The sequence below is a fragment of the Azospirillum sp. P4_B5 genome, assembly GCF_056402275.1.
In genome coordinates this window covers 1-21,666 of the sequence record NZ_JBFUHT010000045.1, presented here as the reverse complement: position 1 = coordinate 21,666, position 21,666 = coordinate 1, and the positions used below count along the sequence as shown (strand labels likewise).

At 70.2% G+C, this 21,666-nt stretch carries 23 protein-coding genes and 1 pseudogene; 14 read left to right on the top strand and 10 right to left on the bottom strand.

Annotated features, from left to right (window positions below; all coding sequences use genetic code 11):
* Positions 1 to 138 precede the first annotated feature (138 nt).
* The 10 genes from AC1DVI_RS26300 to AC1DVI_RS26255 all read left to right on the top strand — a co-directional run bounded on the left by AC1DVI_RS26300 (position 139) and on the right by AC1DVI_RS26255 (position 9,128).
* Entirely contained in the window at positions 139 to 1,020 is an 882-nt protein-coding gene (locus AC1DVI_RS26300) for a fumarylacetoacetate hydrolase family protein (RefSeq protein ID WP_476960488.1), read from the top strand.
* A 37-nt stretch (positions 1,021 to 1,057) separates the two neighbouring features.
* Positions 1,058 to 1,822: an alpha/beta fold hydrolase gene (locus tag AC1DVI_RS26295; RefSeq protein ID WP_476960487.1), complete on the top strand. Its 765-nt coding sequence runs from the start codon at positions 1,058 to 1,060 to the stop codon at positions 1,820 to 1,822.
* The gene (locus tag AC1DVI_RS26290; protein ID WP_476960486.1) at positions 1,822 to 2,217 is read left to right on the top strand and encodes a DUF1636 family protein; all 396 of its coding nucleotides are present in this window, start codon (positions 1,822 to 1,824) and stop codon (positions 2,215 to 2,217) included. Before AC1DVI_RS26295 ends, AC1DVI_RS26290 begins: the two co-directional genes overlap by 1 nt.
* A gap of 124 nt (positions 2,218 to 2,341) precedes the next feature.
* Positions 2,342 to 3,619: a metal-dependent hydrolase family protein gene (locus AC1DVI_RS26285; protein ID WP_476960485.1), complete on the top strand. Its 1,278-nt coding sequence runs from the start codon at positions 2,342 to 2,344 to the stop codon at positions 3,617 to 3,619.
* A gap of 100 nt (positions 3,620 to 3,719) precedes the next feature.
* Positions 3,720 to 4,577, top strand: coding sequence for a branched-chain amino acid ABC transporter permease (locus AC1DVI_RS26280; RefSeq protein ID WP_476960484.1), 858 nt, complete (start codon positions 3,720 to 3,722; stop codon positions 4,575 to 4,577).
* A gap of 5 nt (positions 4,578 to 4,582) precedes the next feature.
* Complete coding sequence (locus AC1DVI_RS26275) at positions 4,583 to 5,587, top strand: branched-chain amino acid ABC transporter permease (protein WP_476960483.1); 1,005 nt, start codon at positions 4,583 to 4,585, stop codon at positions 5,585 to 5,587.
* Positions 5,584 to 6,843 (top strand): ABC transporter substrate-binding protein, encoded by a 1,260-nt coding sequence (locus AC1DVI_RS26270; protein ID WP_476960482.1) that lies wholly within the window; start codon positions 5,584 to 5,586, stop codon positions 6,841 to 6,843. Before AC1DVI_RS26275 ends, AC1DVI_RS26270 begins: the two co-directional genes overlap by 4 nt.
* 38 nt (positions 6,844 to 6,881) lie before the next feature.
* On the top strand, positions 6,882 to 7,631 hold the full coding sequence (locus tag AC1DVI_RS26265) for an ABC transporter ATP-binding protein (RefSeq protein ID WP_476960481.1): 750 nt from the start codon (positions 6,882 to 6,884) through the stop codon (positions 7,629 to 7,631).
* Entirely contained in the window at positions 7,618 to 8,331 is a 714-nt protein-coding gene (locus AC1DVI_RS26260; RefSeq protein WP_476960504.1) for an ABC transporter ATP-binding protein, read from the top strand. The genes AC1DVI_RS26265 and AC1DVI_RS26260 overlap by 14 nt, the downstream gene beginning before the upstream one ends.
* 26 nt (positions 8,332 to 8,357) lie before the next feature.
* A complete protein-coding gene (locus AC1DVI_RS26255; RefSeq protein ID WP_476960480.1) occupies positions 8,358 to 9,128 on the top strand; it encodes an SDR family NAD(P)-dependent oxidoreductase in 771 nt (256 codons plus the stop codon).
* Between the two features lie 23 nt (positions 9,129 to 9,151).
* Here AC1DVI_RS26255 and purT read toward each other — a convergent pair whose 3' ends face one another.
* Positions 9,152 to 10,321 (bottom strand): formate-dependent phosphoribosylglycinamide formyltransferase, encoded by a 1,170-nt coding sequence (purT, locus tag AC1DVI_RS26250; RefSeq protein WP_476960479.1) that lies wholly within the window; start codon positions 10,319 to 10,321, stop codon positions 9,152 to 9,154.
* Positions 10,322 to 10,414: 93 nt separating this feature from the next.
* The gene (locus AC1DVI_RS26245) at positions 10,415 to 10,912 is read right to left on the bottom strand and encodes a hypothetical protein (RefSeq protein ID WP_476960478.1); all 498 of its coding nucleotides are present in this window, start codon (positions 10,910 to 10,912) and stop codon (positions 10,415 to 10,417) included.
* Between the two features lie 329 nt (positions 10,913 to 11,241).
* On the opposite strand from AC1DVI_RS26245, the gene AC1DVI_RS26240 reads away from it, so the two are divergent.
* The 3 genes from AC1DVI_RS26240 to AC1DVI_RS26230 are packed head-to-tail and all read left to right on the top strand — an operon-like array spanning position 11,242 to position 14,145.
* Positions 11,242 to 12,297 carry an iron ABC transporter substrate-binding protein gene (locus tag AC1DVI_RS26240; RefSeq protein ID WP_476960477.1) on the top strand — a complete coding sequence of 352 codons (1,056 nt, stop codon included), beginning with the start codon at positions 11,242 to 11,244 and terminating at the stop codon, positions 12,295 to 12,297.
* Entirely contained in the window at positions 12,221 to 13,306 is a 1,086-nt protein-coding gene (locus AC1DVI_RS26235) for a FecCD family ABC transporter permease (RefSeq protein ID WP_476960476.1), read from the top strand. The genes AC1DVI_RS26240 and AC1DVI_RS26235 overlap by 77 nt, the downstream gene beginning before the upstream one ends.
* On the top strand, positions 13,303 to 14,145 hold the full coding sequence (locus AC1DVI_RS26230) for an ABC transporter ATP-binding protein (RefSeq protein ID WP_476960475.1): 843 nt from the start codon (positions 13,303 to 13,305) through the stop codon (positions 14,143 to 14,145). The genes AC1DVI_RS26235 and AC1DVI_RS26230 overlap by 4 nt, the downstream gene beginning before the upstream one ends.
* On the opposite strand, the gene AC1DVI_RS26225 is transcribed toward AC1DVI_RS26230, so the two are convergent.
* The 8 genes from AC1DVI_RS26225 to AC1DVI_RS26190 all read right to left on the bottom strand — a co-directional run bounded on the left by AC1DVI_RS26225 (position 14,104) and on the right by AC1DVI_RS26190 (position 20,931).
* Positions 14,104 to 14,745, bottom strand: coding sequence for a protein-methionine-sulfoxide reductase heme-binding subunit MsrQ (locus tag AC1DVI_RS26225; protein WP_476960474.1), 642 nt, complete (start codon positions 14,743 to 14,745; stop codon positions 14,104 to 14,106). The genes AC1DVI_RS26230 and AC1DVI_RS26225 overlap by 42 nt on opposite strands.
* 1 nt (position 14,746) lies before the next feature.
* The gene (msrP, locus tag AC1DVI_RS26220) at positions 14,747 to 15,694 is read right to left on the bottom strand and encodes a protein-methionine-sulfoxide reductase catalytic subunit MsrP (protein ID WP_476960473.1); all 948 of its coding nucleotides are present in this window, start codon (positions 15,692 to 15,694) and stop codon (positions 14,747 to 14,749) included.
* A 119-nt stretch (positions 15,695 to 15,813) separates the two neighbouring features.
* Complete coding sequence (locus tag AC1DVI_RS26215) at positions 15,814 to 16,842, bottom strand: Gfo/Idh/MocA family protein (protein ID WP_476960472.1); 1,029 nt, start codon at positions 16,840 to 16,842, stop codon at positions 15,814 to 15,816.
* Between the two features lie 5 nt (positions 16,843 to 16,847).
* Positions 16,848 to 17,483, bottom strand: coding sequence for a bifunctional 4-hydroxy-2-oxoglutarate aldolase/2-dehydro-3-deoxy-phosphogluconate aldolase (eda, locus tag AC1DVI_RS26210; protein ID WP_149167328.1), 636 nt, complete (start codon positions 17,481 to 17,483; stop codon positions 16,848 to 16,850).
* Entirely contained in the window at positions 17,480 to 18,223 is a 744-nt protein-coding gene (locus tag AC1DVI_RS26205) for a GntR family transcriptional regulator (RefSeq protein WP_476960471.1), read from the bottom strand. Before AC1DVI_RS26205 ends, eda begins: the two co-directional genes overlap by 4 nt.
* Positions 18,224 to 18,266: 43 nt before the next feature.
* Positions 18,267 to 19,199, bottom strand: coding sequence for a sugar kinase (locus tag AC1DVI_RS26200; RefSeq protein ID WP_476960470.1), 933 nt, complete (start codon positions 19,197 to 19,199; stop codon positions 18,267 to 18,269).
* A 135-nt stretch (positions 19,200 to 19,334) separates the two neighbouring features.
* Positions 19,335 to 20,291 carry a DMT family transporter gene (locus tag AC1DVI_RS26195; RefSeq protein WP_476960469.1) on the bottom strand — a complete coding sequence of 319 codons (957 nt, stop codon included), beginning with the start codon at positions 20,289 to 20,291 and terminating at the stop codon, positions 19,335 to 19,337.
* 166 nt (positions 20,292 to 20,457) lie between these two features.
* On the bottom strand, positions 20,458 to 20,931 hold the full coding sequence (locus tag AC1DVI_RS26190; RefSeq protein WP_476960468.1) for a hypothetical protein: 474 nt from the start codon (positions 20,929 to 20,931) through the stop codon (positions 20,458 to 20,460).
* A 355-nt stretch (positions 20,932 to 21,286) separates the two neighbouring features.
* Between AC1DVI_RS26190 and AC1DVI_RS26185 the strand changes: the two are divergent.
* Positions 21,287 to 21,666: pseudogene (locus AC1DVI_RS26185) on the top strand (DNA-binding response regulator); the annotation flags it as partial.

Genomic DNA, 21,666 nt, shown 5'->3' with positions numbered 1-21,666 from the left:
TTCTTCACAGCCAAACGTCATACTTCCATTTTTTCAGTTGACCAAACAATCACCAAGCCGGCCTAATTGGCTCACAAGCCGATCCGCGGTTCTGGTTTGGTGAGAAATTGGCTCAACAATGGGCGAGAAGGAAACGCCATGAAGTTTGCGACCATCCAGCTTGACGGACGCCGCGCCGTCGCGGTCATCGATCCGGACAAGAAGCGGGTCTGGCCGTTGGAATCGCTGCTCGGCGAGCCGGTGGACGATCTCCTCGACGTCATCCGCCGCTATGACGAGATCAAGGGGCGCATCAATGTCGAGGGGGAGGGCATCGGCCTCTCCCGCGTCCGGCTGGAGGCCCCCATCCCACGCCCGGCGCGCAACATCTTCTGCGTCGGCAAGAACTACCACGACCACGCCCGCGAATTCGCCGGCAGCGGCTACGACAGCAGCGCCACCGGCGCCGCGGACGCCGTGCCGGCCCTGCCGATCTTCTTCACCAAGGTCCCGGAAAGCGTCATCGGGCCGGACGAGCCGATCCTCTACCCCCGCGGCATCAGCGAGCAGATCGATTACGAGGTCGAACTGGCGCTGGTGATCGGCAAGGGCGGCAAGAACATCGCGCCGGAGGACGCCTACCAGCATGTCTGGGGCTACACCGTCATCAACGACGTGACCGCCCGCGACGTCCAGAAGCGGCACAAGCAGTGGCTGCTGGGCAAATCCTTCGACACCTTCTGCCCGATGGGGCCGTGGGTCGTCACCGCCGACGAGCTGGACCCGACCAACCTCCAGGTGAAGACCTGGGTCAACGGCGAGCTGCGCCAGAACGCCAGCACCCGCGACCTGATCTTCGACATCCCGACCCTGGTCGCGACGGCGTCCGCTGGCATCACGCTGTACCCCGGCGACATCATCGCCACCGGCACCCCGGCCGGCGTCGGGCTTGGCTTCTCGCCGCCGAAATTCCTGTTCCCCGGCGACCGCGTCACGGTCGAGGTCAGCGGCATCGGCGCGCTGAGCAACACGCTGGCCTGATTGGCAAACAACCACCATCAACCGAAGAGAGGGGCATATGGCACCGCAATTGGCCGTCGAGGTGCACGGCAACGGCGATCCGGTCCTGCTGGTCCACGGGCTTGGCGGAACCTCCAACGTCTTCGGGCCGCAGGTCGGCGTTCTGTCGCGTTTCTTCCAGTGCATCCGGCCCGACCTTCCCGGCTCCGGGCGCAGCCCCGCCGACGGGCCGCTGTCCATCGCCGGCCTTGCCGACGCGATCGAGGGTGTGATGGACGAGCGCGGGCTCGACCGCGTCCATCTGGTCGGCCACTCGCTCGGCACCATCGTCTGCCAGCACGTCGCGGCGCGCCGTCCGAACCGTGTCCGCAGCCTCGCGCTGATCGGCCCGCTCCACGCGCCGCCCGACGCCGCCCGTCCGGTCATCCGCGACCGCGCGGCCAAGGCGCGGGCGGAGGGCATGGTCGGCATCGCCGACGCCATCGTCCAGGCCGGCACCTCGGCGGACACCAAGGCCAACCGGCCGGAGGTCGCCGCCTTGGTCCGCGAGATCCTGATGCGCCAGGACCCGGAGGGCTACGCCCGCACCTGCGAGGCGCTGGCCGCGGCGGAGCCGGCGGACGTCGCGCGGATCGCCTGTCCGACGCTGCTGGTCACCGGCGACGAGGACGGCACGGCGCCACCGACCGCCGTGCGGGCGCTGCACCGGAAGATCGCCGGATCGTCCCTGCGCATCCTCGACCGCTGCGGCCACTGGACGACCTTCGAACGCCCCGCCGAGGTGAACGAGGCGCTGATGAACTTCCTGTTCTCGGTGGACTGATGGACACGCCGCCGGCCCCCGTACGGCACATCCTGTCGGTGTGCCGAACCTGCCACCGCTACGCGGCGCGCAGCCCCGGCGAGTCCACGCCGGGCGAGCGGTTGGCCCACCGGCTGGAGGCGCTGATCGCCGGAACCGCGCTGGCCGAGCGGCTGACCCTGCGGCGCGTCGAATGCCTCAGCGGGTGCCGGCATCCCTGCAACGTGTCGCTGTCGGCCTTCGGCAAGACCCGGCTGCGCTTCAACAACGTCGGGCCGGAGCAGGCGGAGCCGCTGGTCGTCCTGGCGCGCCGCTATCTGGACAGCGCCGGCGGCGAGGTGCGGGGGGAGGCGGGGCCGCTCGGGCTGGAGGCCCGCATCGCCTCCGCCGTCCCGCCGCCCTCCCAATCGAACTGAAGCCCAAATCGAACTGAAGCTCACAACAGACCAAGGCGACGATCCACGAACGATCACCCGAACCCATCATCACCCGCGGCGAGGCGCCAAGACAAAGAAGCTGCCCCCGCAACCGGAGGAAACGATGCCCACGACCCTGTTCACCAACGTCCAGATTCTCGACAGCACCGGTGAGAAGCCCTTCGCCGGAGAAGTGCTCGTCCAGGGCAACCGGATCGCCGAGGTCTCCCGGCAGGCCGGCGCCATCTCCCGCGAGGAGCACCGGGTGGTCGACGGCGGCGGCGCCACGCTGATGTCCGGCCTGTGCGACGCCCACACCCATTTCAGCTGGATCAACCAGGCCGGTCTCGACCCCATCGGCCTGATGCCGGTCGAGGAGCATGTCCTGGAGGCGGCGGACAACGCGCGCACCTATCTCGACTGCGGCTACACGATGTGCGTCGGCGCCGCGGCGGCCAAGCCGCGCCTGGACGTCGTCGTCCGCGACTACATCAACAAGGGCCGCATCGCCGGGCCGCGCTACCTCGCCAACGGGCCGGAGATCGCCACCATCGGCGGGTTGGGCGACCTGAATCCCAGCCATGTCGGCGCCTACACCTTCGTGGAGGTCGTCAACGGCCCCTACGAGATGCGCGCCTGCGTCCGCCGCCTGCTGAAGGAGGGCGTCGACCTCATCAAGCTGAACCTCTCCGGCGAAGAGATCACCAAGTGCCGGGCCGAAGACACCCCGATGGCCGAGGACGAGGTCGCCGAGGCGGTGCGCGAGGCCCATCGCAAGCGGGGGGTGCGCATCTGCGCCCACGCGCGCAGCGCCGAATCCGTGAAACTCTGCGTCAAGCACGGCATCGAGATCGTCTACCACGCCAGCTTCGCCGACGAGGAGGCGTTGGATCTGCTGGAGGCCAACAAGGACAAGCATTTCGTCGCGCCCGGCCTCGCCTGGGTCTACCAGACCTGCTACGCCGCCGCCGACTGGGGCATCACCGAGGAGGTCGCCCGCAACATGGGCTATTTCCGTGAGCTTGAGGCCGCGGTCGAGACGATGAAGGCGATGCGCAAGCGCGGCATCCGCGTGCTGCCCGGCGGTGACTACGGCTTCGCCTGGACCCCGCACGGCACCTACGCCAAGGACCTGGAGTATTTCGTCGAGCTGCTGGGCTTCACCCCGATGGAGGCGATCCAGTCGGCGACCCTGCTGGGCGGCGAGATCATGAACCGTCCGGGCGAGCTGGGGCTGGTGCGCAATGGCTATCTGGCCGACCTGATCCTGCTCGACGGCGACCCGCTGCAGGACATCACCCTGTTCCAGGACCGCAGCCGCATCCTGGCGATCATGAAGGACGGCTCCTTCCACAAGGAGATGACGCCGCCGGCCCGCGCGCAGGTCAGCGTCGCCGCCTGAGGCGTCGCCTCCTGCCCCTGCCGCGACCCTCCTCCACAGCCGTGGGGGAGGGAACGGGCGGGCTTTGCGCCCGCCACCCCCAGCATCGGGGCCGCCGAGCATGAGATTTTACATTCTCCTGTCACTGAACGCGCTGACCGTGGCGTCTCTGTACTTCCTGGTGGCCAGCGGCTTCTCGCTGATCTTCGGGCTGCTGCGGACCGTCAACATGGCGCACGGCGCCTTCTATCTCCTGGGCGCCTATGTCGGGTACGACATCGCGTCCTACACGGGGTCCTGGCTGCTCGGGCTGGTGGGGGCGGCGGTCGCCGTGGCCGTCGTCGGGCTGGCGATGCATCTGACGCTGCTGCGCACGCTGGGCGGCGACGAGCTGCGGCAGGCGCTGGTCACCATTGGCTTCGCCATCGTGGTCGGCGACCTGCTGCTGGCCCATTACGGCGGCATCACCTACCAGTTCACCCCGCCCGAGATCCTCTACGGCACGACGCCGCTGCCGGTGGTCCACGGCTACCCGACGATCCGCCTCGTGGTCATCGCCAGCGCGCTCCTGGTCGGGCTGGGGCTGTGGCTGCTGATCCACCGCACCAAGGTGGGGATGCTGATCCGCGCCGGGGTGGACGACCGCGACATCCTGTCGGCCATGGGCTTCAATGTGCAGCGGGTGCTCCTGCTCGTCTTCGCGCTGGGCGCCGGCCTGGCGGGGCTGGCCGGGGTGATCGGCGGCAGCGCCCTGTCGATCTCGCCGGGGGAGGACGCGCGGTTCCTGCTGTCCTCGCTGGTCGTCGTGATCATCGGCGGCATGGGCAGTCTGGCCGGGGCGGCCTTGGGCGCGCTGCTGATCGGTTTCGCCGAGCAGTTCGGCCTCGCCTTCATCCCGAACTACGCGACGCTGCTGACCTTCCTGCTGATGGTCGCGGTGCTGGCGGTCCGGCCCCAGGGCCTTCTCGGACGGGGATGACGACGATGCCTCAGCAATTCCTTCGCCATCCGGTCCTCTGGCTGGCCCTGGCCGGTCTGGCCTTTCCGCTGGTCGCCGGCGACTTCTGGGTGGGCACCGTCGCCGCCCGCGTGCTGATCATCGGCACCATGGCGCTGAGCCTGACCTTCCTGACCTCCAGCGCCGGGCTGGTGTCCTTCGCCCAGGCCGGGGTGGCGGGGGTGGCCGGCTACACGCTGGCTCTGCTGTCGCCCAACATCACCGGCGTCGGCGTGGCGGTGCCCTGGCCGCTCGCCGTCGGTGCGGCGCTCGGCATGGGGACGCTGGCCGGCCTGCTGGTCGGCTGGGTGTCGGTGCGGTCCAGCGGAATCTATCTGCTGATGATCACGCTGGCGATGTCGGTCAGCCTGTTCTACCTCGTCTCGCAGAACACCGAGGTCTTCAACGGCTTCGACGGCATCAACGGGCTGAAGCCGCCGGAGCTGTTCGGCATCGACCTGCGGGCGCCCATCCCCTTCTACGGCATGGCGCTGGGCGCCGCCGTCCTGTCGGCCGCCGCGGTCCTGCATCTGGACCGCACGCCCTTCGGCCTGCAACTGCACGCTCTGCGCAACGCTCCGCGGCGGGTCGCGGCGCTCGGCTTCAGCACGACGCTGCTGCGCATCGCCGCCTTCGGCATCGCCGGGCTGATCGCCTCGGTGGGCGGCGTGCTGAACACGTGGTTCAGCGGCCAGATGTCGCCGGGGGCGGTGGACGTGCACGCGGCGGTCAACCTGCTGGTCGTCGCGGTGCTGGGCGGCATTCGGCACCCGCTGGGCGCCTTCCTGGGGGCCGCCGCCTTCGTCCTTCTTGAAAACTACGCCGCGTCGGTCATCGACCGCGAGCGCTTCAATCTGGTGATCGGGGCCGTCTTCATCGTGATCGTCCTCTTCGCGAAGGACGGCCTGATCGGACTGATCCAACAACTGCGCGCCCAGATCAAGCCGGCCTGGACCGGCGTGTGCGCGAAAAACGGGAGGAAAACGGTATGAAGACGACCTTGCACACGGTGCTGGGCGCCGCCGGCGTCGCGGCTCTCCTGTCCGGCACGGCCCTGTCCGCGGCCTTGGCGCAAGACATCCGCATCGGCGCGTTGGCGACCCTGGAAGGCCCCTTCGCTCAGTCCGGCCTGGACGGCATGCGCGGCGTCGAACTGGCGGTGGACGCCTTCAAGGGGCAGGTCGCCGGCAAGCGGATCGTGCTGGTGAAGGAATCCTCCAACGCCAAGCCGGACGTGGCGGTCGCCAAGACCCGCAAGCTGATCGAGCAAGACAAGGTGGACATCGTCGTCGGACCGCTGTCCGGCGGCGAGGGCATCGCCGTCAAGGAATACGCCAAGTCGGTCCCGTCCAAGACCTTCGTCAACGGCACCTCCGGCGCGCAGGACACGACGCTGCGCGACCCGGCGCCGAACTTCTACCGCTTCACGCTGGACGGCGCGCAGTGGCAGGCCGGGCTGGGCAGCTACGCCTACGAGACCAAGGGCTACCGCAACATCGCCGTCGTGTCGGAGGATTATTCCTTTCCCTATTCCCAGGTGATGGGCTTCCAGGCGGAATATTGCAGCCGCGGCGGCAAGATCGCCCAGAAGAACTGGGTGCCGGTCGGCACCAAGGACTTCACCTCGGTCATCGCCAAGCTGCCCGACAACGTGGACGCCGTGTATGTCCTGCTGGGCGGGGCGGACGCGGTGAATTTCCTGACGCAATATTACCAGTCCGGCGGCACGGCGCCGCTGATCGGCAGCAGCGTCACCGTGGACCAGACCGTCCTCAGCTCCAAGGGCGCCTTCAAGAACAAGGTGCTGGGCATGATCGCCGCCGGCCCGGTTGCCGATTCCAACGAGGACCCCAAGTGGGTCGAGTTCGTCAAGGCCTACAAGGCGAAGTTCCCGGACGGGCTGGAATCGCCGTCGCTGTTCGCCCACGGCTATTACATCAGCACGCTGGCGGTGCTCCAGGCGCTGGAGCAGGTCGGCGGCACGCTGGACGATGGGCAGAAGACCTTCCAGGCCGCGCTGGCGAAGACCGAGCTGACCGACCGCTCGCCGACCGGCGCGATCCGGCTGGACGAGAACCGGCAGGCCATCGCCGACAATTTCGTGACGGAGGTCGCCCAGCGGCCCGACGGCGCCTTCTACAGCAAGGTGGTGAAGGTGGCGAAGGGCGTCGATCAGGCGCTCGGCATGGACCGGGCCACGTTCCTGGCGCTCGGCCCGGCTTCACGCGACAACCCGTCCTGCAACTGACCGCCGCGCCCGAACGCCGCGTCCTCCGGAGGCCCGCCATGCCCACGCCGCCGATCCTGACCGTCCAGGATGTGTCCATCAGCTTCGGCGCCGTGCGCGCGGTGAACGGGGTGTCCCTGGCGCTGGCGCCGGGGGAGCGCCACGCCCTGCTCGGCACCAACGGGGCGGGGAAGACGACGCTGTTCAACGCCATCTCCGGGGAGGTGCCGCTGACCGCCGGCGGCATCGCCTTCAAGGGCCGCGACATCTCGCGCCTGCGCCCGCACCAGCGGGCAAGGCTGGGCATCGGGCGCACCTTCCAGACCAGCCTGACCTTCGCCGACCGCTCGGTGGAGGACAATCTCCGCGTCGCGGTGATGGGCAGCCGGGGGCCGCGCTTCAGCGTCCGCCCCTGGCGGCACCACCGGGAGCAGGTGGAGGCGGCGCGGGCCTGCGCGGCGCGCTTCCGGCTGGACGAGGTGCTGGCCCAGCCGGTCGCCACCCTGTCCTACGGCCAGCAGCGTGAGCTGGAGATCGCCATGGCCCTGGCCGGGGAGCCGGAACTGCTGCTGATGGACGAGCCCGCCGCCGGCATGTCCCCGCAGGGCCGCGGCCGTTTGGTCGAGATCCTGCGCGGGCTGCCGCGCCGCATCACCATGCTGTTCGTGGAGCACGACATGGACGTGGCGCTGTCGCTGGCCGACCGCATCACCGTGATGCGCGACGGCGCGGTGGTGGCGTCGGGCACCCCGTCCGAGATTCGCGCCAACCCCCTGGTTCGGGAGATCTATCTTGGTGGAAAGCACTAACGCGCTGGTCGTCAGCGGGCTGGAGGTGCGGCGCGGCGCGCTTCCGGTGCTGCACGGCGTCGAACTGCGGCTCGACGGGCCGAGCCTGGCGATCCTCGGCCGCAACGGGGCGGGGAAGACGACTCTGTGCAGCGCGCTGATCGGGCTGCTGCCCGCCGGGCGGGGATCGATCCGCTTCAACGGCGTGGAGCTGGCCGGGCGCAAGCCGCACGACATCGCCGGACAGGGCGTGTCCATCGTCCCGCAGGGGCGGCGGGTGTTTCCCTCGCTCACCGTGGACGAGCATCTGCGCCTGATGGAGGGCCGGCGGCCCGGCCCCTGGACGGTGGAGCGTGTCTATGCGGTCTTCCCGCGGCTGGCCGAGCGCCGCCGCAACTTCGGCAACCAGCTCTCCGGCGGCGAGCAGCAGATGCTGGCCATCGGGCGGGCGCTGCTGACCAATCCGCGCCTGCTGATCCTCGACGAGCCGTCGGAGGGGTTGGCCCCGAAGATCGTCGATCACCTGCTGGAGGTGCTGGGTGGCCTGCGCCGCGACGGCACGTCCGTCCTGATCGTCGAGCAGAACCTGCGCGTCGGCACCAGCGCGGCGGAGTGCGTCGCCATCATGTCCGGCGGCCAGATCGCGCTGGTCACGTCTTCCAAGGAGCTGTGGGAGGACGACGGCCTGCAGCAGCGCTATCTCGGCGTGTCGGCCCATTGACCCCACCGGAAAAGGACAGGGACCGGATGAGGCTTTCAAACACATTCGCCGTCGTCACCGGCGGGTCGGACGGCATCGGCCACGCCATCGCGGAGGCTTTCGCGCGGGAGGGGGCGGATCTCTGCCTCGTCGCGCGCAACCCCGGGAAGCTCGCCGACGCGGCGGCGCGGCTCGCCGCGAACGGGACGCGGGTCGTGACCGTCGCCGCGGATCTGGGGCAGCCGGACGGGCTGGAGCGGGCGGCGGCGGAGATCGGCGGCTTTGGCCGGGCGGTCCATACGCTGGTCAACAACGCCGGCACGGCGACCTTCGTCCCCTATCTGGAGGCCGACCGGGCGCAGTACGAGCACAGCGTCGCCCTGAACGTCACCGCCCCCTTCTTCCTGACCCAGGCGCTGGTGCCGCTTATGCCCGCCGAGGGAGGAGCGGTCATCAACATCTCGTCCTACTTCGCCGGGAAGATGCTGCCGGGGCGGCCGTCGAGCCTCTATTCGCTGACCAAGGGGGCGCTCAATTCCCTGACCAAGGCCATGGCCTACGAGTTGGCGCCGCGCGGCATCCGCGTCAACGCCATCGCGCCGGGCACGGTGGACACCGAGCTGCGCCGCCGCACCATCGCCGCGATGCCCGAGGATGACCAGCGCGCCATGGCGGAGCTGGTCAAGCGGCTCTACCCTCTGGGCCGCATCGGCAAGGCCAGCGATCTCGGCGGCATCGCCGTCTTCCTGGCCTCGCCGGAAGCCGCCTGGACCACCGGAGCGGTCTTCGCGATCGACGGCGGCCTGACGATTACCTGACCGCCGCCGGTCGCGGGACCACGTCACTCGTAGCGGATGCTGACCGCCGAGGCCGCCTTCAGCGCCCGGTCGCGCGCGTCGTCGGTGTCGGTGCCGGCGGCGAGCGCCACGCCCATGCGGCGGTTCTTGCGGGTCGTCGGCTTGCCGAACAGGCGGACGTCCACGTCATGCTCTGCGCTGCCCACGCGCATCGCGTCGGCCAGCCCCTCGATGGCGAAGCGCTCGGCCTCGCGGTCGGCCAGGATGACGGCGGAGGCGGACGGGCCGCGGACATGGATCGCCGGGATCGGCAGGCCCAGGATGGCGCGGGCGTGCAGGTCGAACTCCGACAGGTTCTGCGACAGCAGGGTGACCATGCCGGTGTCGTGCGGGCGCGGCGACAGCTCGGAGAAGACGACCTCGTCCTTGGTGACGAAGAACTCGACGCCGAAGATGCCGTAGCCGCCGAGATTGTCCACGACCTTGGCCGCCATGTCCTTGGCGTCGTCCAGCAGCGCCGCGGGCATCGGCACCGGCTGCCAGGACTCCTGATAATCGCCGCGCTCCTGCCGGTGGCCGATCGGCTCGCAGAACAGGATGCCCTCGCGGGTGCGGACGGTCAGCAGGGTGATCTCGTACTCGAAGGGCACGAACTCCTCGACGATGACCTTCCGGCGGTCGCCGCGCATGTTGGCGACGGCGTAGGTCCAGGCGGCCTCAAGCTCCGCGGCGGTGCGGACGGTGCTCTGCCCCTTGCCGGAGGAGGACATGACCGGCTTGATGACGCAGGGCAGGCCGGTGTGCTCCGCCCCGGCGACCACCTCCTCCAGGCTTTCGGCGTAGCGGTACTTGGAGGTGCGCAGGCCCAGCTCCACCGCGGCGACCTCGCGGATGCGGTCGCGGTTCATCGTCATCGTGGCGGCGCGGGCGGAGGGGACGACGGTCAGGCCGGCGTCCTCGAACTCGTGCAGCACCTCGGTGCGGATGGCCTCGACCTCTGGCACGATGAAGTCGGGCGTGTGCTTGGCGATGGCCGCGCGCAGGGCGTCCGGGTCGAGCATGGAGAACACCTCCGCCGCGTCGGCGACCTGCATCGCCGGGGCGTTGGCGTAGCTGTCGCAGGCGATGACCTCGCAGCCGAGGCGCTTGGCGGCGATGACGAACTCCTTCCCGAGTTCGCCCGAGCCGAGAAGAAGGATTTTGGCCGTGAACATGCGCGGACTCCCGTGACGCAAACCCGTGACGCAACTGCTGCCCGCGGAGCTTTACCCCAACGCGGGCTGTGCGTACATGGCCGACTGCATGCGTTATTGCAAACTGCCCCAGCGCCGGGTGGCGGGTTCGGCCAGCGCCCAGCGCCACTGGCCGTCCTTGGCCCGGCAGATGGTGGTGACGTTGAAGTCCGGCGCGTCGTCCAGCGTGAAGACCACGTCCTTGCAGGGGATCGCCTCGCCGAAGCCGCGGGCCACCTGCACCGTGCCGGTCTTGCCGCTGAGCGGCAGCTTCTCCTCCACCGTCCAGGTCGCCGCCTGCCCGACGGTGAGCGGGCCGGCGGCGCGGGCGACGGCGTTGTGGACGTTGTCGGTGATCCGCCGCTCCGCGTATTTCACGCCCTGGTCGATGCCGTAGCTGGCCCCGGCGCCGGCGATGATGCCCAGCACCGGGTTGCCGGTGGCCGAACCGACCGTCGCCGCCACGCCCGCCGTGGTCACCCCGGTGACCGCCGAACCGAACCCGGCGCAGCCGGACAGCGCGAGCAGGGCGGCGGTGGCGAGGGCGGCGCGGCGGAGCGGGGATGCGGTCATCGGGCGGCACGGGGGTGGTGAGCGGGGCTTGGGGGGCGGACTGCGGCACCCTATCCGTTCGGATGGGGAGGCCGCCCGTGGTCAAAGCGTGACCTTCGCGGGTGGCTTCGCGCGCTTGCCCTATGGACGCTGGCGGGCGCAGACCCCATGCTTTGGATATCAGGACAGTCGATCTAACCCTCTCCCCTCTGGGGAGAGGGTGGCCCAGAGGGCCGGTGAGGGGGGATGTGCGTGGCAGTGCGTTCGGCACAAGCGCAACCCCCTCACCCTGACCCTCTCCCCAGAGGGGAGAGGGGACTTTGAGTGCGGATGCATGGGGGCGGCGGCGAGTGAGCAGTGGCACGATCAGACGACGTTGGATCGCGGGCACCGGGCTGCTGCTCGCGCTGCTGGCCGGGCCGGCTGCGGCGGAGCGGATCGTCACGGACTCCTCCGGACGCCGCGTCACCCTGCCGGACCGGGTGGAGCGCGTGTTCCCCGCCGGGCCGCCGGCCTCCGTCGTCGTCTACATGCTGGCGCCCGAGAAACTTCTGGGCTGGACGCGGGCGATCAGCCCGCCGGAGCGGCCCTTCCTGCCCGACCGCTACGCCGACCTGCCGGAGCTGGGGCGGCTGACCGGGCGCGGCAACACCGTCAACCTGGAAACCGTGGTCGCGGCGAGGCCGGACGCCGTCGTCGATGTCGGCAGCACCGCCCCGACCTTCGTGTCGCTGGCCGACCGGGTGCAGGAGCAGACGCGGGTGCCGACCCTGCTGATCGACGGGCATCTGGCCGACTCCCCGCGGACCTTCCGCACGCTCGGCGCGCTGATGGGCGTGGCGGAGCGGGGGGAGGAGTTGGCCCGCTACGCCGAAACGACCCTGGCCGAGGTGCGCCGGCGCTTCGAGAGCGTACCGGAGGGCCAGCGGCTGAAGGTCTACATGGCGCGCGGGCCGCGCGGCCTGCAGACCGGCATCCGCGGCTCCATCAACGTCGAGGCGCTGGACGTCGCCGGGGTGCGCAACGTCGCGGCGGAAAACCTCGGCAACGGCGGGCTGGTCAACGTCTCGATGGAGCAGGTGCTGGCCTGGCAGCCGGACGCCATCGTCACCATCGACGGCGGCTTTTACGAGAGCGTGTGGACCGACCCGCTGTGGCAGGGGGTGAAGGCGGTGCGCGACCGGCGCGTTTATCTCTCGCCGGGGCTGCCCTTCACCTGGATCGATTCCCCGCCCGCCGCCAACCGCCTGCTCGGCCTGCGCTGGCTGGGCGCCGTCCTCTATCCGGAGCTGTTTCCGGAGGATCTGCGCGAGGAGACGCGACGTTTCCATGCCCTCTTCTACCACCGGGAGCCCACCGCGGAGCAGATCGACGCCCTCCTCGCCGGCAGCCGCCCGCCGGGGTGAGGTCCCCTTCGCGCTGACGCTGGGCGGGGTGGCCGCGCTGCTGGTCGCCGCGGTCTGCGTCGCCTTCAGCACCGGTGCCTATCCTGTCACGCCGGGGGAACTGGCCGGGTTGCTCATGGCGAAGCTGGGGCTCGGGAGCGCCGCCGTCGCCCCGGCGGTGGAGACGGTGATCTGGGACATCCGCGGCCCGCGCGTGCTGACCGCCATGCTGGTCGGGGCGGGGCTGGCCGCCTCGGGAGCGGCGTACCAGGGGCTGTTCCGCAACCCGCTGGTCTCGCCGGACATCCTCGGCGTGTCGTCGGGGGCGGCGCTGGGGGCGGTGCTGGGCATCTTCGCCTCGCTGCCGGTCCTGGCCATCCAGGGCATGGCCTTCGCGGGCGGGCTGTTGGCGGTGGGGGTGGTGCTGGCCGTCGCCTCGGCCATCCGCGGGCGGGACCCGGTGCTGGTCCTGGTGCTGGGCGGCGTGGTGATCGGGGCGCTGCTGGGCTCCGGCGTGGCGCTGCTGAAGTATCTGGCCGACCCCTACAACCAGTTGCCGGCGATCACCTTCTGGCTGCTCGGCAGCCTGTCGGCGGTCAACCGCGGCGACCTCGCGGCGCTGGTTCCGCCGGTGGCGGTGGCGCTGCTGCCGCTGGTGCTGCTGCGCTGGCGGCTCGACGTGATGACGCTGGGCGACGAGGAGGCGACGGCGCTCGGCGTGCCGGTGCGGGTGGTGCGGATCGTGGTGATCGCGGCGGCGACGCTGATGACCGCCGCCGCGGTGTCGGTCAGCGGCATCGTCGGCTGGGTCGGGCTGCTGGTGCCGCACCTCGCCCGGCTGATGGTCGGCCCGGCCTTCGTCCGGCTGCTGCCGACGGCGGTGCTGCTGGGGGCGGCCTATCTGCTGGCGGTGGACACGCTGGCCCGCAGCCTGGGGCCGGTGGAACTGCCGCTTGGGGTGCTGACCGCGGTCATCGGCACGCCGGTCTTCCTCTGGCTGCTCGCCTTCGGAAAGCGCGGCTGGTCATGAGCGCGCGGCTGTCGGTGGAGGATCTCGCCTTCGGCTACGGCGAGCGGGTGGTCGGCGCCGGGGTCGGCTTCACCGTGGCGGCGGGGGAGGTGCTGTGCCTGCTCGGCCCCAACGGCGGCGGCAAGACGACGCTGTTCAAGACTCTGCTCGGCCTGCTGCCGCCGCGCGGCGGGCGGGTGCGGGTCGATGGCGCGGACACCGCCGGCTGGTCGCCGCGCCGCCGGGCGCTGGCCTTCGGCTACGTCCCGCAGGCGGGGGCAGGGCAGTTTCCCTTCACCGTGCGCGAGATGGTGCTGATGGGCCGCACCGCCCATCGCGGCGCCTTCAGCGCCCCCGCCGCGTCCGACCACGCCGCCGCCGAGGCCGCGCTGGACCGGCTGGGCATCGGGCATCTGGCCGAGCGCGACTGGCTGCGGATCAGCGGCGGCGAGCGGCAGATGGCCCTGATCGCCCGCGCCCTGGCCCAGGCGCCGCGCGTGCTTGTGCTCGACGAGCCGACCGCCAGCCTGGACTTCGGCAATCAGGTCCGCGTGCTGGAGCAGGTGCGGCGGCTGGCGGACGGCGAGGGTGGGGAGGGGCTGACGGTGGTCTTCTCCACCCACCACCCGGAGCAGGCCTTCGCCATCGCCGACCGGGTGGCTCTGCTGCACGGCGGGCGGCTGGCCCGCTTCGGCGCGCCGGAGGCGGTCATCACCGCCGCCATGATGCGCGAGGTCTACGGGACGGAGGTCGAGGTGGTGGCCGTGGGTGCGGACGGGATGCGGGTGTGTTTGCCAGTCGGGCTTAGGAGGCCGGGCTCAGGTCCGGTAGGACGGGGAGAGGCGCCCCGCCGCCGGTGACTTCGCGTAACGCAGCGCGACCAACCCCAGGAAGATCGCGGCGTAGACGAAGGGTGGGTACTGCCAGCCCTTGACCAGCATGATGTAATGGACGCAGCCCGCCGCCCCAGCGACGAACACCGCCTTGTGCAGCGCCTTCCAGCGCCGCCCGCCGAGCCGCCGCACCATGCCGTTGGTCGAGGTCGCGGCCAGCGCCGTCAGGATCACCAAGGCGCCCATGCCGACGGTGATGTAGGGCCGCTTCACGATGTCCTTCCACACCGCCGCCCAGTCGAAGAACTGGTCCACCCCCACATAGACGGAGACGTGCAGCAGCGCGTAGAAGAAGGCGAACAGCCCGATCATCCGGCGGAAGCGCGCCAGCCCCGCCTGCCCCGTCAGGATGCGCAGCGGCGTGACGGCCAGCGCGACCAGCAACAGGCGCAGCGCCCACAGCCCGCTCTGCCGCACCGCCTCGGCCACCGGCTCCGCCCCCAGCCCGCCGCTCACCCCCAGCCAGACCATCCAGCCGAGCGGGACCAGCCCAAGGGCGAACACCGCCGGCTTCGCCCAGCGCGAGGACAGCGCCAGGGCGACCGGTCCTTTCGACACGGCGGCCATCTCAGTAGTTCTTCCGCAGATCCATGCCGGCGTAGAGCGATGCCACCTCTTCCCCATAGCCGTTGAAGGGCAGCGTCTTGCGGCGGGAGAACTCGCCGACGCGGCGCTCCGTCGCCTGGCTCCAGCGCGGGTGGTCGACTTCGGGGTTCACGTTCGAATAGAAGCCGTACTCGCGCGGCTGCGAGCGGTTCCAGGAGGTCGGCGGCTGATCCTGCGTCAGGGTGATGCGGACGATCGACTTGATCGACTTGAAGCCGTACTTCCACGGCACGACCAGCCGCACCGGCGCGCCGTTCTGGTTGGGCAGCGTCTCGCCGTACATGCCCACCGCCAGGATGGTCAGCGGGTGCATGGCCTCGTCCATGCGCAGCCCCTCGACATAGGGCCATTGCAGCACCGGATACTTCAGGCCGGGCATCTGGGAGCGGTCGGCCAGCGTCTGGAAGGCGACGTACTTGGCGTTGCCGGTCGGGTCCACGCGCTTCAGCAGCTCGGCCAGCGGAAAGCCGACCCAGGGGATGACCATCGACCAGCCCTCGACGCAGCGCAGGCGGTAGACGCGCTCCTCCAACGGGAAGGACAGCAGGTCCTCGATGCCGAAGGTGGTCGGCTTTCCGACATCGCCGTCCACCGCGATCTCCCACGGGCGGGTGCGCAGCGTGCCGGCGTTCTCCGACGGGTCGGTCTTGTCCGTCCCGAACTCGTAGAAATTGTTGTAGTTGGTCGCCGACTTCATCGGAGTCTGGGCGTCCATCTTGGGGTCCTTAGGGCTGATCGTCAGCGGGGCCTGGAAGGGCGCGGCCAGCGCCGGACCCGGCACGGCACCCGTGCCGCCGAACGCCAAGGCTGCGGCGCCTCCGGCGATGATGGAGCGCCGGGACAGGAACAGGCCGCGGGGCGTCACCTCGTTCTCGCTGGCTTGCGACGCGCTCCGGACTTTGATGAGCATGAACACTCTCCACAGGAAAGCCGCCGGGAGGCGACAGCGCCCCCCGTCCCTCATCTAGCCTTGGTCGCCGGTCCCGGCAAATCAAGCGCGGGACACGAGTTCGTGAGCGTGACGTGAGGTCAGTCCTCCGGAACCGTCGTGACGGCGCCGCTTTCGGCGGATCGCAGGATCGCCTCGATCAGCCGGTGGACCTTCAGCGCCTCCCGCCCGGAGACGCGCGGCTGGCCACCGCGGTCGAGCGCGTCGAGGAAGTCGGCCAGGACGGCGCGGTGATGGGCGTTGGAGAAGGCCATGGGGTCGGCCCCGCCGCCCAGCGTGCCCGCCGTCTCCCCGGCCTGGACCGTCCCGCCTGAGCGCAACTGCACCTCCAGCCGGTCGCCGGTCAGCAGGGCGGAGCCGGCGGTTCCGGCGATCTCGATGCGCTCCGGATAGCCGGGATAGGCGGCGGTGGTGGCGTCCACCGTGGCGAGCAGCCCGCCGTCGTAGCGCAGGGCGGCGCACACCACGTCCTCGGTGTCGATGGGGCGCAGGCCGCTGGTGTTGGCGAAGGCGGCGACGTCGCGGGGCAGGCCGAGCAGGCTGACATAGAGATCCAGCGTGTGGATGGCCTGGGTCAGCAGCACCCCGCCGCCGTCCCGCGCCTTCATGCCGCGCCCCGGCTGGGCGTAGTAGGCGTCGTCGCGCCACCAGCGCACCACGACGGAGGCCGACAGCGGCCGGCCCAGCGTGCCGTTGCGCAGCAGCTCCGCCAGCCGTTCCGCGGCGGCGCGGAAGCGGTGCTGGAGCATGACGCCGAGCGTCAGCCCGGCGCGCTCCATGCTCTCCACCACGGCGCGGCAGCCGGCGGGCGTGGCGTCCAGCGGCTTCTCCAGAAGGACGTGCTTGCCGGCGGCGGCGCAGCGGGCGACGAGGTCGGCGTGGGTGTCCGGCGGGGTCAGCAGCAGGACGGCGGAGACGGTGGGATCGTCGAGGATCGCCTCCGCCCGGTCCACCGCCGGCAGGCCGAAGCGCGCCGCGAAGGCGGTGCGGCGCTCGGCCGACGGGCTGAAGCAGCCCGCCACCTCCACCCGGTCCGCCAGATCCAGCAGGCTCTGGGCGTGCGGCGTCGCCGCCATGCCCAGCCCGATCACGCCGACGCGGCGCCGCATCCGGTTCAGCCCTGGGCCAGGGCGGAGGCCTCGCGGGCCAGCCGCTCGATCTCGGACCAGCGGCGCTCCTTCACGGCGTCGGCTGGGGTCAGCCAGGTGCCGCCGAGCGCGAAGACGTTGGGGAGCGACAGGATCTCCTTCACATGCTCCGCCTTGAGGCCGCCGGTCGGGCAGAAGCGGATCTCCGGCATCAGCGGCGCCATGCCGCGCAGCGCCGGGGCGCCGCCGTTCAGCATCGCCGGGAAGAACTTCAGTTCGCGGAAGCCGTGCTCCATGGCGATCAACGCCTCGGTCACCGTGGCGATGCCCGGCAGATAGGGCAGGCCGGCAGTCTTGGCGGCTTCCGCCAGACGGTCGGTCAGGCCGGGGCTGACGACGAAGCGGGCGCCGGCGTCGCGGGCCTGGGCGAACTGCTCGGGCCGGATCAGCGTGCCGAGGCCGACCAGGGCGCCCGGAACGCGGGCGGCGATGGCCTCCGCGCAGGCGAGAGCGGCCGGGGTGCGCAGCGTCACCTCCAGCGTGGTCAGGCCGCCGGCGACCAGTGCCTCGGCCAGGGCGACCGCGGTGTCCGGCTCGTCGAGGACGAGGACCGGGACGATGCGCGGGCCGGACAGGGAGGGTTCAAGACGCGGGTGGGTCATGTCAGGGCCTCGGCAGGAGAGAAATAGAGTGGGGTGGCGTGCCGCATGTCGTCGATGGTCAGCAACAGGCCGTCGATGTGGTCGCCGAGTGCCTTCACCGCGCGGTCGGGGTCATGGGCCGCGATGGCGGCGACGATGGCCTCGTGCTCGGCGATGACGGTCGCCAGGCGGCCGGGATAGGGAAGGGTCATGTGGCGGCAGCGGTCGATCTGCACCTTCACCTGCTGGGTGATCGGCCAGAAACCGGGATAGCCGGCAATGTCCGCGATCAGCGCGTGGAACGCCTCGTCCGCCTGATGGAAGCCGTCGGCGCAGCCCGAGGCGTCCACCTCGCGCTGGCGCTCCAGGTTGGCCTGGAGGGCGGCGATCTGGCTGCGGGTGGCGCGTTCCGCGGCGAAGCGGACGGTTGCCTGCTCCAGCGTCTTGCGGATCAGGTTGGCTTCCGGCAGATCGCCGATGGGGATGCGGGCCACGAAGGTGCCCGACTGCGGAAAGACCTCCACCAGCCCCTCGTCGGCCAGCCGCAGGACCGCCTCGCGCACCGGGGTGCGGCTGACGCCGAAGGCTTCGGCCACCAGCTTCTCCACGATCGGGTCGCCCGGCTTGCGGGCCAGCGACACGATGTCGGCCCGCAGGTCGCGGTAGATCGCCGCTGCCGCCGTGGTCCCGCGCTGCGATGCACGGGGCGGCTTGACGGCGACAGGAACGGTCGTGGCTAGACCCGTGGAAGGTTGGCCCATAGAAGCTTGGTCTGGGGGCATGGAGGGTCCCTCCGTCAGGGGATCAGCCGTCCAGCACGGACGCCATGGCGTCGCGCGGGATGACGGCACCGCGGTGCTGGATGACCACGGCGGCGATGCGGTGGGCGGAGCGCGCCGCCTCCACCGGGCCGAGGCCCTTCAGGCGGGCGCTGAGATAGCCGGCGCTGAAGCTGTCGCCCGCCGCGGTGGTGTCCACGACCTTGGCGACCTTTTCCGACGGCACGGTCTCCTCGACACCGGGAGCGGAGACGATGCAGCCCGGCTTTTCCAGCTTCAGCACGATCTCCGTCACCCCGGCACCGCGCACGCGGGCCATGGCGCTGTCGGCATCGGCGTCGCCGTAGAGGCCGCGCAGATCCTCGACGCCCGGCAGGGCAATGTCGGTGCGTTGGAGCATCGCGTCGTAGGCGCGCTGCGCCGTCTCGCGGTCGGGCCACAGGCGGGGACGCCAGTTGGTGTCGAAGGCGACGCGGCCACCACGCTCGCGCAGGCGGTCGAGCATGGGGAACAGCACCTCCCGCCCGCGCTCGCCCCAGATGGCCAGGCTGATGCCCGACATGTAGAGCAGGTCGTAGCTTTCCAGATCGGCGACCAGCGCCGGGCTGTCGGGCAGCACGAACAGGTCGCGGGCCGGCGCGGAATCGCGCCAGTAGAGGAAGCGCCGCTCGCCGCTGTCGTCCGTCTCGATCATGTAGAGGCCGGGAACCCGGTTGGGAACGCGCAGCACATGGCCGGTGCCGACCCCCTCGGCCTCCCAGGTGGCGATCATGGCGTCGCTGTTGGTGTCGTCGCCCAGCGCCGTCACGTAATCCGTCGCCACGCCCAGCCGCGCCATGTAGACGGCGGTGTTCAGGGTGTCGCCGCCGAAGCCCATGGTGAAGGTCCCGTCAGGACGGCGCACCAGTTCGATCATGCATTCGCCAAGGGCCGCAACCCGGCGCGCGGACTCACCCATCGCCATCCCCCGTCCGGCGGTCGAGCCCACCGGTTCCTGCTAAAGAGTTCGAACAACACGGGTTTTTAGTCCCGTGCCTCCCGAGGGCAAGTATACTAATATATCAATGCCGGAGGCAAGGTTTTTCGGCGATTGTCATGGCGCGGACGCTGCGGCGTTTTGCTGCTTCTTCTTGCGCAGCCGCTCGCGGTGGGCGGTGTAGAGGCCGCTGGCGATGATGATCCCGGCGCCCAGGAAGGTCCAATGGTCGGGCAGCGCCCCGAAGATCAGGAAGCCCAGAAGCGTGGACCAGACGATCTGCACGTAGGAGCAGGGGGCGAGCACCGACGCCTCGCCGAAGCGGTAGGCCTGGACCATCAGCCATTGCCCCATGGTCGAGACCAGCCCGATGAGGGCGCCCAGCGCCACCTCCGTTGCGGTCGGCATGGCGAAGTTGAAGGGCAGCAGAATGGTCAGCACGGCAAGGCCCGTCAGGGCGGTCCAGATCAGGGTGGTGGTGGGATGCTCCTGCCCGGTCATCTTGCGGGTGATGACCACGCCGGTCGCCCAGCTCATCGCCGACAGGATGGGGAAGATGGCCGCCGGTTGGAAAGCCGCCCCGCCGGGCCGGATGACGATCAGCACGCCGAGGAGTCCGACCAGCACCGCCGCCCAACGGCGCGGTCCGATCTTCTCGCCCAGCACCAGGATCGAAAGCACCGTGACGAAGACGGGCGAGACGTAGCTGGTCGCCGCCGCCTCGGCCAGGGGCAGATAACGCATGCCCATGATGAAGAACAGCGCCGACCCGAGCATCCCCAGAGCGCGCAGCACCTGGAGACCGGGGCTGGCGGTCTTCATCACCGGCGGACCGCCGCGGATCATCAGCGGCAGCAGCAGCGTCGTGAAACCGACATAGCGCATCCAGCCGATCTCGATGGAGGGCAGGGTCTGGGACAGATACTTCGCCGTCGCGTCGGAGCAGGAGAAGAAGAAGACCGCGGCGACGACCATCAGAATCCCGCGCACGGGATCGTCACGGCGCTCGCTGCCGTAGGACGGCGCAGGTTGGGCGGCGGACACCCCTTCCGGGGGGCGGGAGCAGTCGGGCATGGCCGGGCGGCGTTTCCAGGCAGGAGGGCAGCAAGCGGAAGGATGACACGGGATTATGCCCGGTTAACCATCAGGTTACTGATATATCATGCCTGGGAACAATGGTGCGGAGCGTCATGGCAGCCATACGGCCGGCCCCGCGGATGTCATGGCGCGGGCCTGCGGGTCAGCCGTCGTCGCGGTCCGTGGCGACAGGGCCGCGCAGGGCCGAGGTGACGGCGGGCGCCGGGCGCAGCAGGGGCGTCGGCGGGTTGATCGGCAAGTCCATCAAGCCGCGGCGGGCGGCGTTGCGCTCCAGCTCGTAATCGGGGTCGGGGAAGCGTTGCAGAAGCGTCTCATAGGTGTCGCGCGCCGCTGCGGGGCAGCCCAGGATGCGGAAGGCTTCCCCTTGCCGCAGCAGGGCGCCGGCCTCCGTCCCGCGATGGTAGGAGGCGAGGCTGGCCGCCACGGCAAACCAGCGGTCGTAGGCGGTCCACAGCGCTTCCACCGTCGGCCCCTCGCACCGCCCGGCCTCCACCGCCGCCTCCAGCGCCTGCCGGTAGGCGGTGTCTGGGGGCGGGGAGGTCATCGCGCAGCCGCCCGCCAGCAGGAGGACGCCCGCAAGGGCAGTTCCGGCAATCGCTTGTCTGTTGCGCGGCATCGGTTCCTCTCCCCCGTTCGCATCCTCTCGCCACCAGTGAAATACAGTCGGATTAAAGCCCGGTTCAAGCCGGAGCGAGGAGGGCTGGGGAGGTGCGGCGTTGCAGGCAACTCGAGAGGAAAATGCTTCGAATTTCGAGGCAAAGAGCAGCCAAGAATCTACGCCTTAACGGATATTAAAAGTCATATAAAAGCGGGCCGTAACATTATCCCTTGAGGTAAGTCGAATGGTTGACTCGCGGTACAGGAAGGCTATTACCTGAGGGTGTGAGAAAATAAAGCACTCGGAATTAAGGAAAATTTTAAGTGCCTTGTCCTCCCGCCCTCTAGTTGAAACCTCTGTTGCGGAGAATCCCATGCGCGCTGTCCTGGTTGAACCGAACCCCCTGATCGCCGACGCGCTCGGCCGTCAGCTCGGCATGGGGAAGATCCGCTACGACCGCCAGGACTGGGCCGGGCTGGAGGAGCTTCTGCAGGAGCAGGGCGCGGACGGGCTGGGCTACGACGCCATCGTCCTGGGCAGCGTCGACGACCCGGCGCGCTGCGTGGCGGCGCTGCGGGCGCATCAGGTCGGGGCGGCGATCCTCTGCCTGCTCGACCGGCGCTGCGTGACGACGACGGTGGAGCTGCTGCACGCCGGAGCCGACGACGTGCTGGTCAAGCCGGTGGTCAGCGCCGAGGTGCGGGCGCGCATCGAGGTGGCGCGGCGGCGCTCGCGCGGCCTGCTGAGCAACGC

Bases quoted from the DNA above. Each gene is read 5' to 3' on its own strand.
- eda (WP_149167328.1), bottom strand. From the start codon at position 17,483: ATGACCCACCCGCGTCTTGAACCCTCCCTGTCCGGCCCGCGCATCGTC.
- AC1DVI_RS26205 (WP_476960471.1), bottom strand. From the start codon at position 18,223: ATGGGCCAACCTTCCACGGGTCTAGCCACGACCGTTCCTGTCGCCGTC.
- AC1DVI_RS26300 (WP_476960488.1), top strand. From the start codon at position 139: ATGAAGTTTGCGACCATCCAGCTTGACGGACGCCGCGCCGTCGCGGTC.
- AC1DVI_RS26235 (WP_476960476.1), top strand. From the start codon at position 12,221: ATGCCCTCTTCTACCACCGGGAGCCCACCGCGGAGCAGATCGACGCCC.
- AC1DVI_RS26230 (WP_476960475.1), top strand. From the start codon at position 13,303: ATGAGCGCGCGGCTGTCGGTGGAGGATCTCGCCTTCGGCTACGGCGAG.
- AC1DVI_RS26265 (WP_476960481.1), top strand. From the start codon at position 6,882: ATGCCCACGCCGCCGATCCTGACCGTCCAGGATGTGTCCATCAGCTTC.
- AC1DVI_RS26255 (WP_476960480.1), top strand. From the start codon at position 8,358: ATGAGGCTTTCAAACACATTCGCCGTCGTCACCGGCGGGTCGGACGGC.
- purT (WP_476960479.1), bottom strand. From the start codon at position 10,321: ATGTTCACGGCCAAAATCCTTCTTCTCGGCTCGGGCGAACTCGGGAAG.
- AC1DVI_RS26225 (WP_476960474.1), bottom strand. From the start codon at position 14,745: ATGGCCGCCGTGTCGAAAGGACCGGTCGCCCTGGCGCTGTCCTCGCGC.
- AC1DVI_RS26200 (WP_476960470.1), bottom strand. From the start codon at position 19,199: ATGGGTGAGTCCGCGCGCCGGGTTGCGGCCCTTGGCGAATGCATGATC.
- AC1DVI_RS26245 (WP_476960478.1), bottom strand. From the start codon at position 10,912: ATGACCGCATCCCCGCTCCGCCGCGCCGCCCTCGCCACCGCCGCCCTG.
- AC1DVI_RS26195 (WP_476960469.1), bottom strand. From the start codon at position 20,291: ATGCCCGACTGCTCCCGCCCCCCGGAAGGGGTGTCCGCCGCCCAACCT.
- AC1DVI_RS26215 (WP_476960472.1), bottom strand. From the start codon at position 16,842: ATGCGGCGCCGCGTCGGCGTGATCGGGCTGGGCATGGCGGCGACGCCG.
- AC1DVI_RS26190 (WP_476960468.1), bottom strand. From the start codon at position 20,931: ATGCCGCGCAACAGACAAGCGATTGCCGGAACTGCCCTTGCGGGCGTC.
- AC1DVI_RS26295 (WP_476960487.1), top strand. From the start codon at position 1,058: ATGGCACCGCAATTGGCCGTCGAGGTGCACGGCAACGGCGATCCGGTC.
- AC1DVI_RS26280 (WP_476960484.1), top strand. From the start codon at position 3,720: ATGAGATTTTACATTCTCCTGTCACTGAACGCGCTGACCGTGGCGTCT.
- msrP (WP_476960473.1), bottom strand. From the start codon at position 15,694: ATGCTCATCAAAGTCCGGAGCGCGTCGCAAGCCAGCGAGAACGAGGTG.
- AC1DVI_RS26275 (WP_476960483.1), top strand. From the start codon at position 4,583: ATGCCTCAGCAATTCCTTCGCCATCCGGTCCTCTGGCTGGCCCTGGCC.
- AC1DVI_RS26285 (WP_476960485.1), top strand. From the start codon at position 2,342: ATGCCCACGACCCTGTTCACCAACGTCCAGATTCTCGACAGCACCGGT.
- AC1DVI_RS26270 (WP_476960482.1), top strand. From the start codon at position 5,584: ATGAAGACGACCTTGCACACGGTGCTGGGCGCCGCCGGCGTCGCGGCT.
- AC1DVI_RS26290 (WP_476960486.1), top strand. From the start codon at position 1,822: ATGGACACGCCGCCGGCCCCCGTACGGCACATCCTGTCGGTGTGCCGA.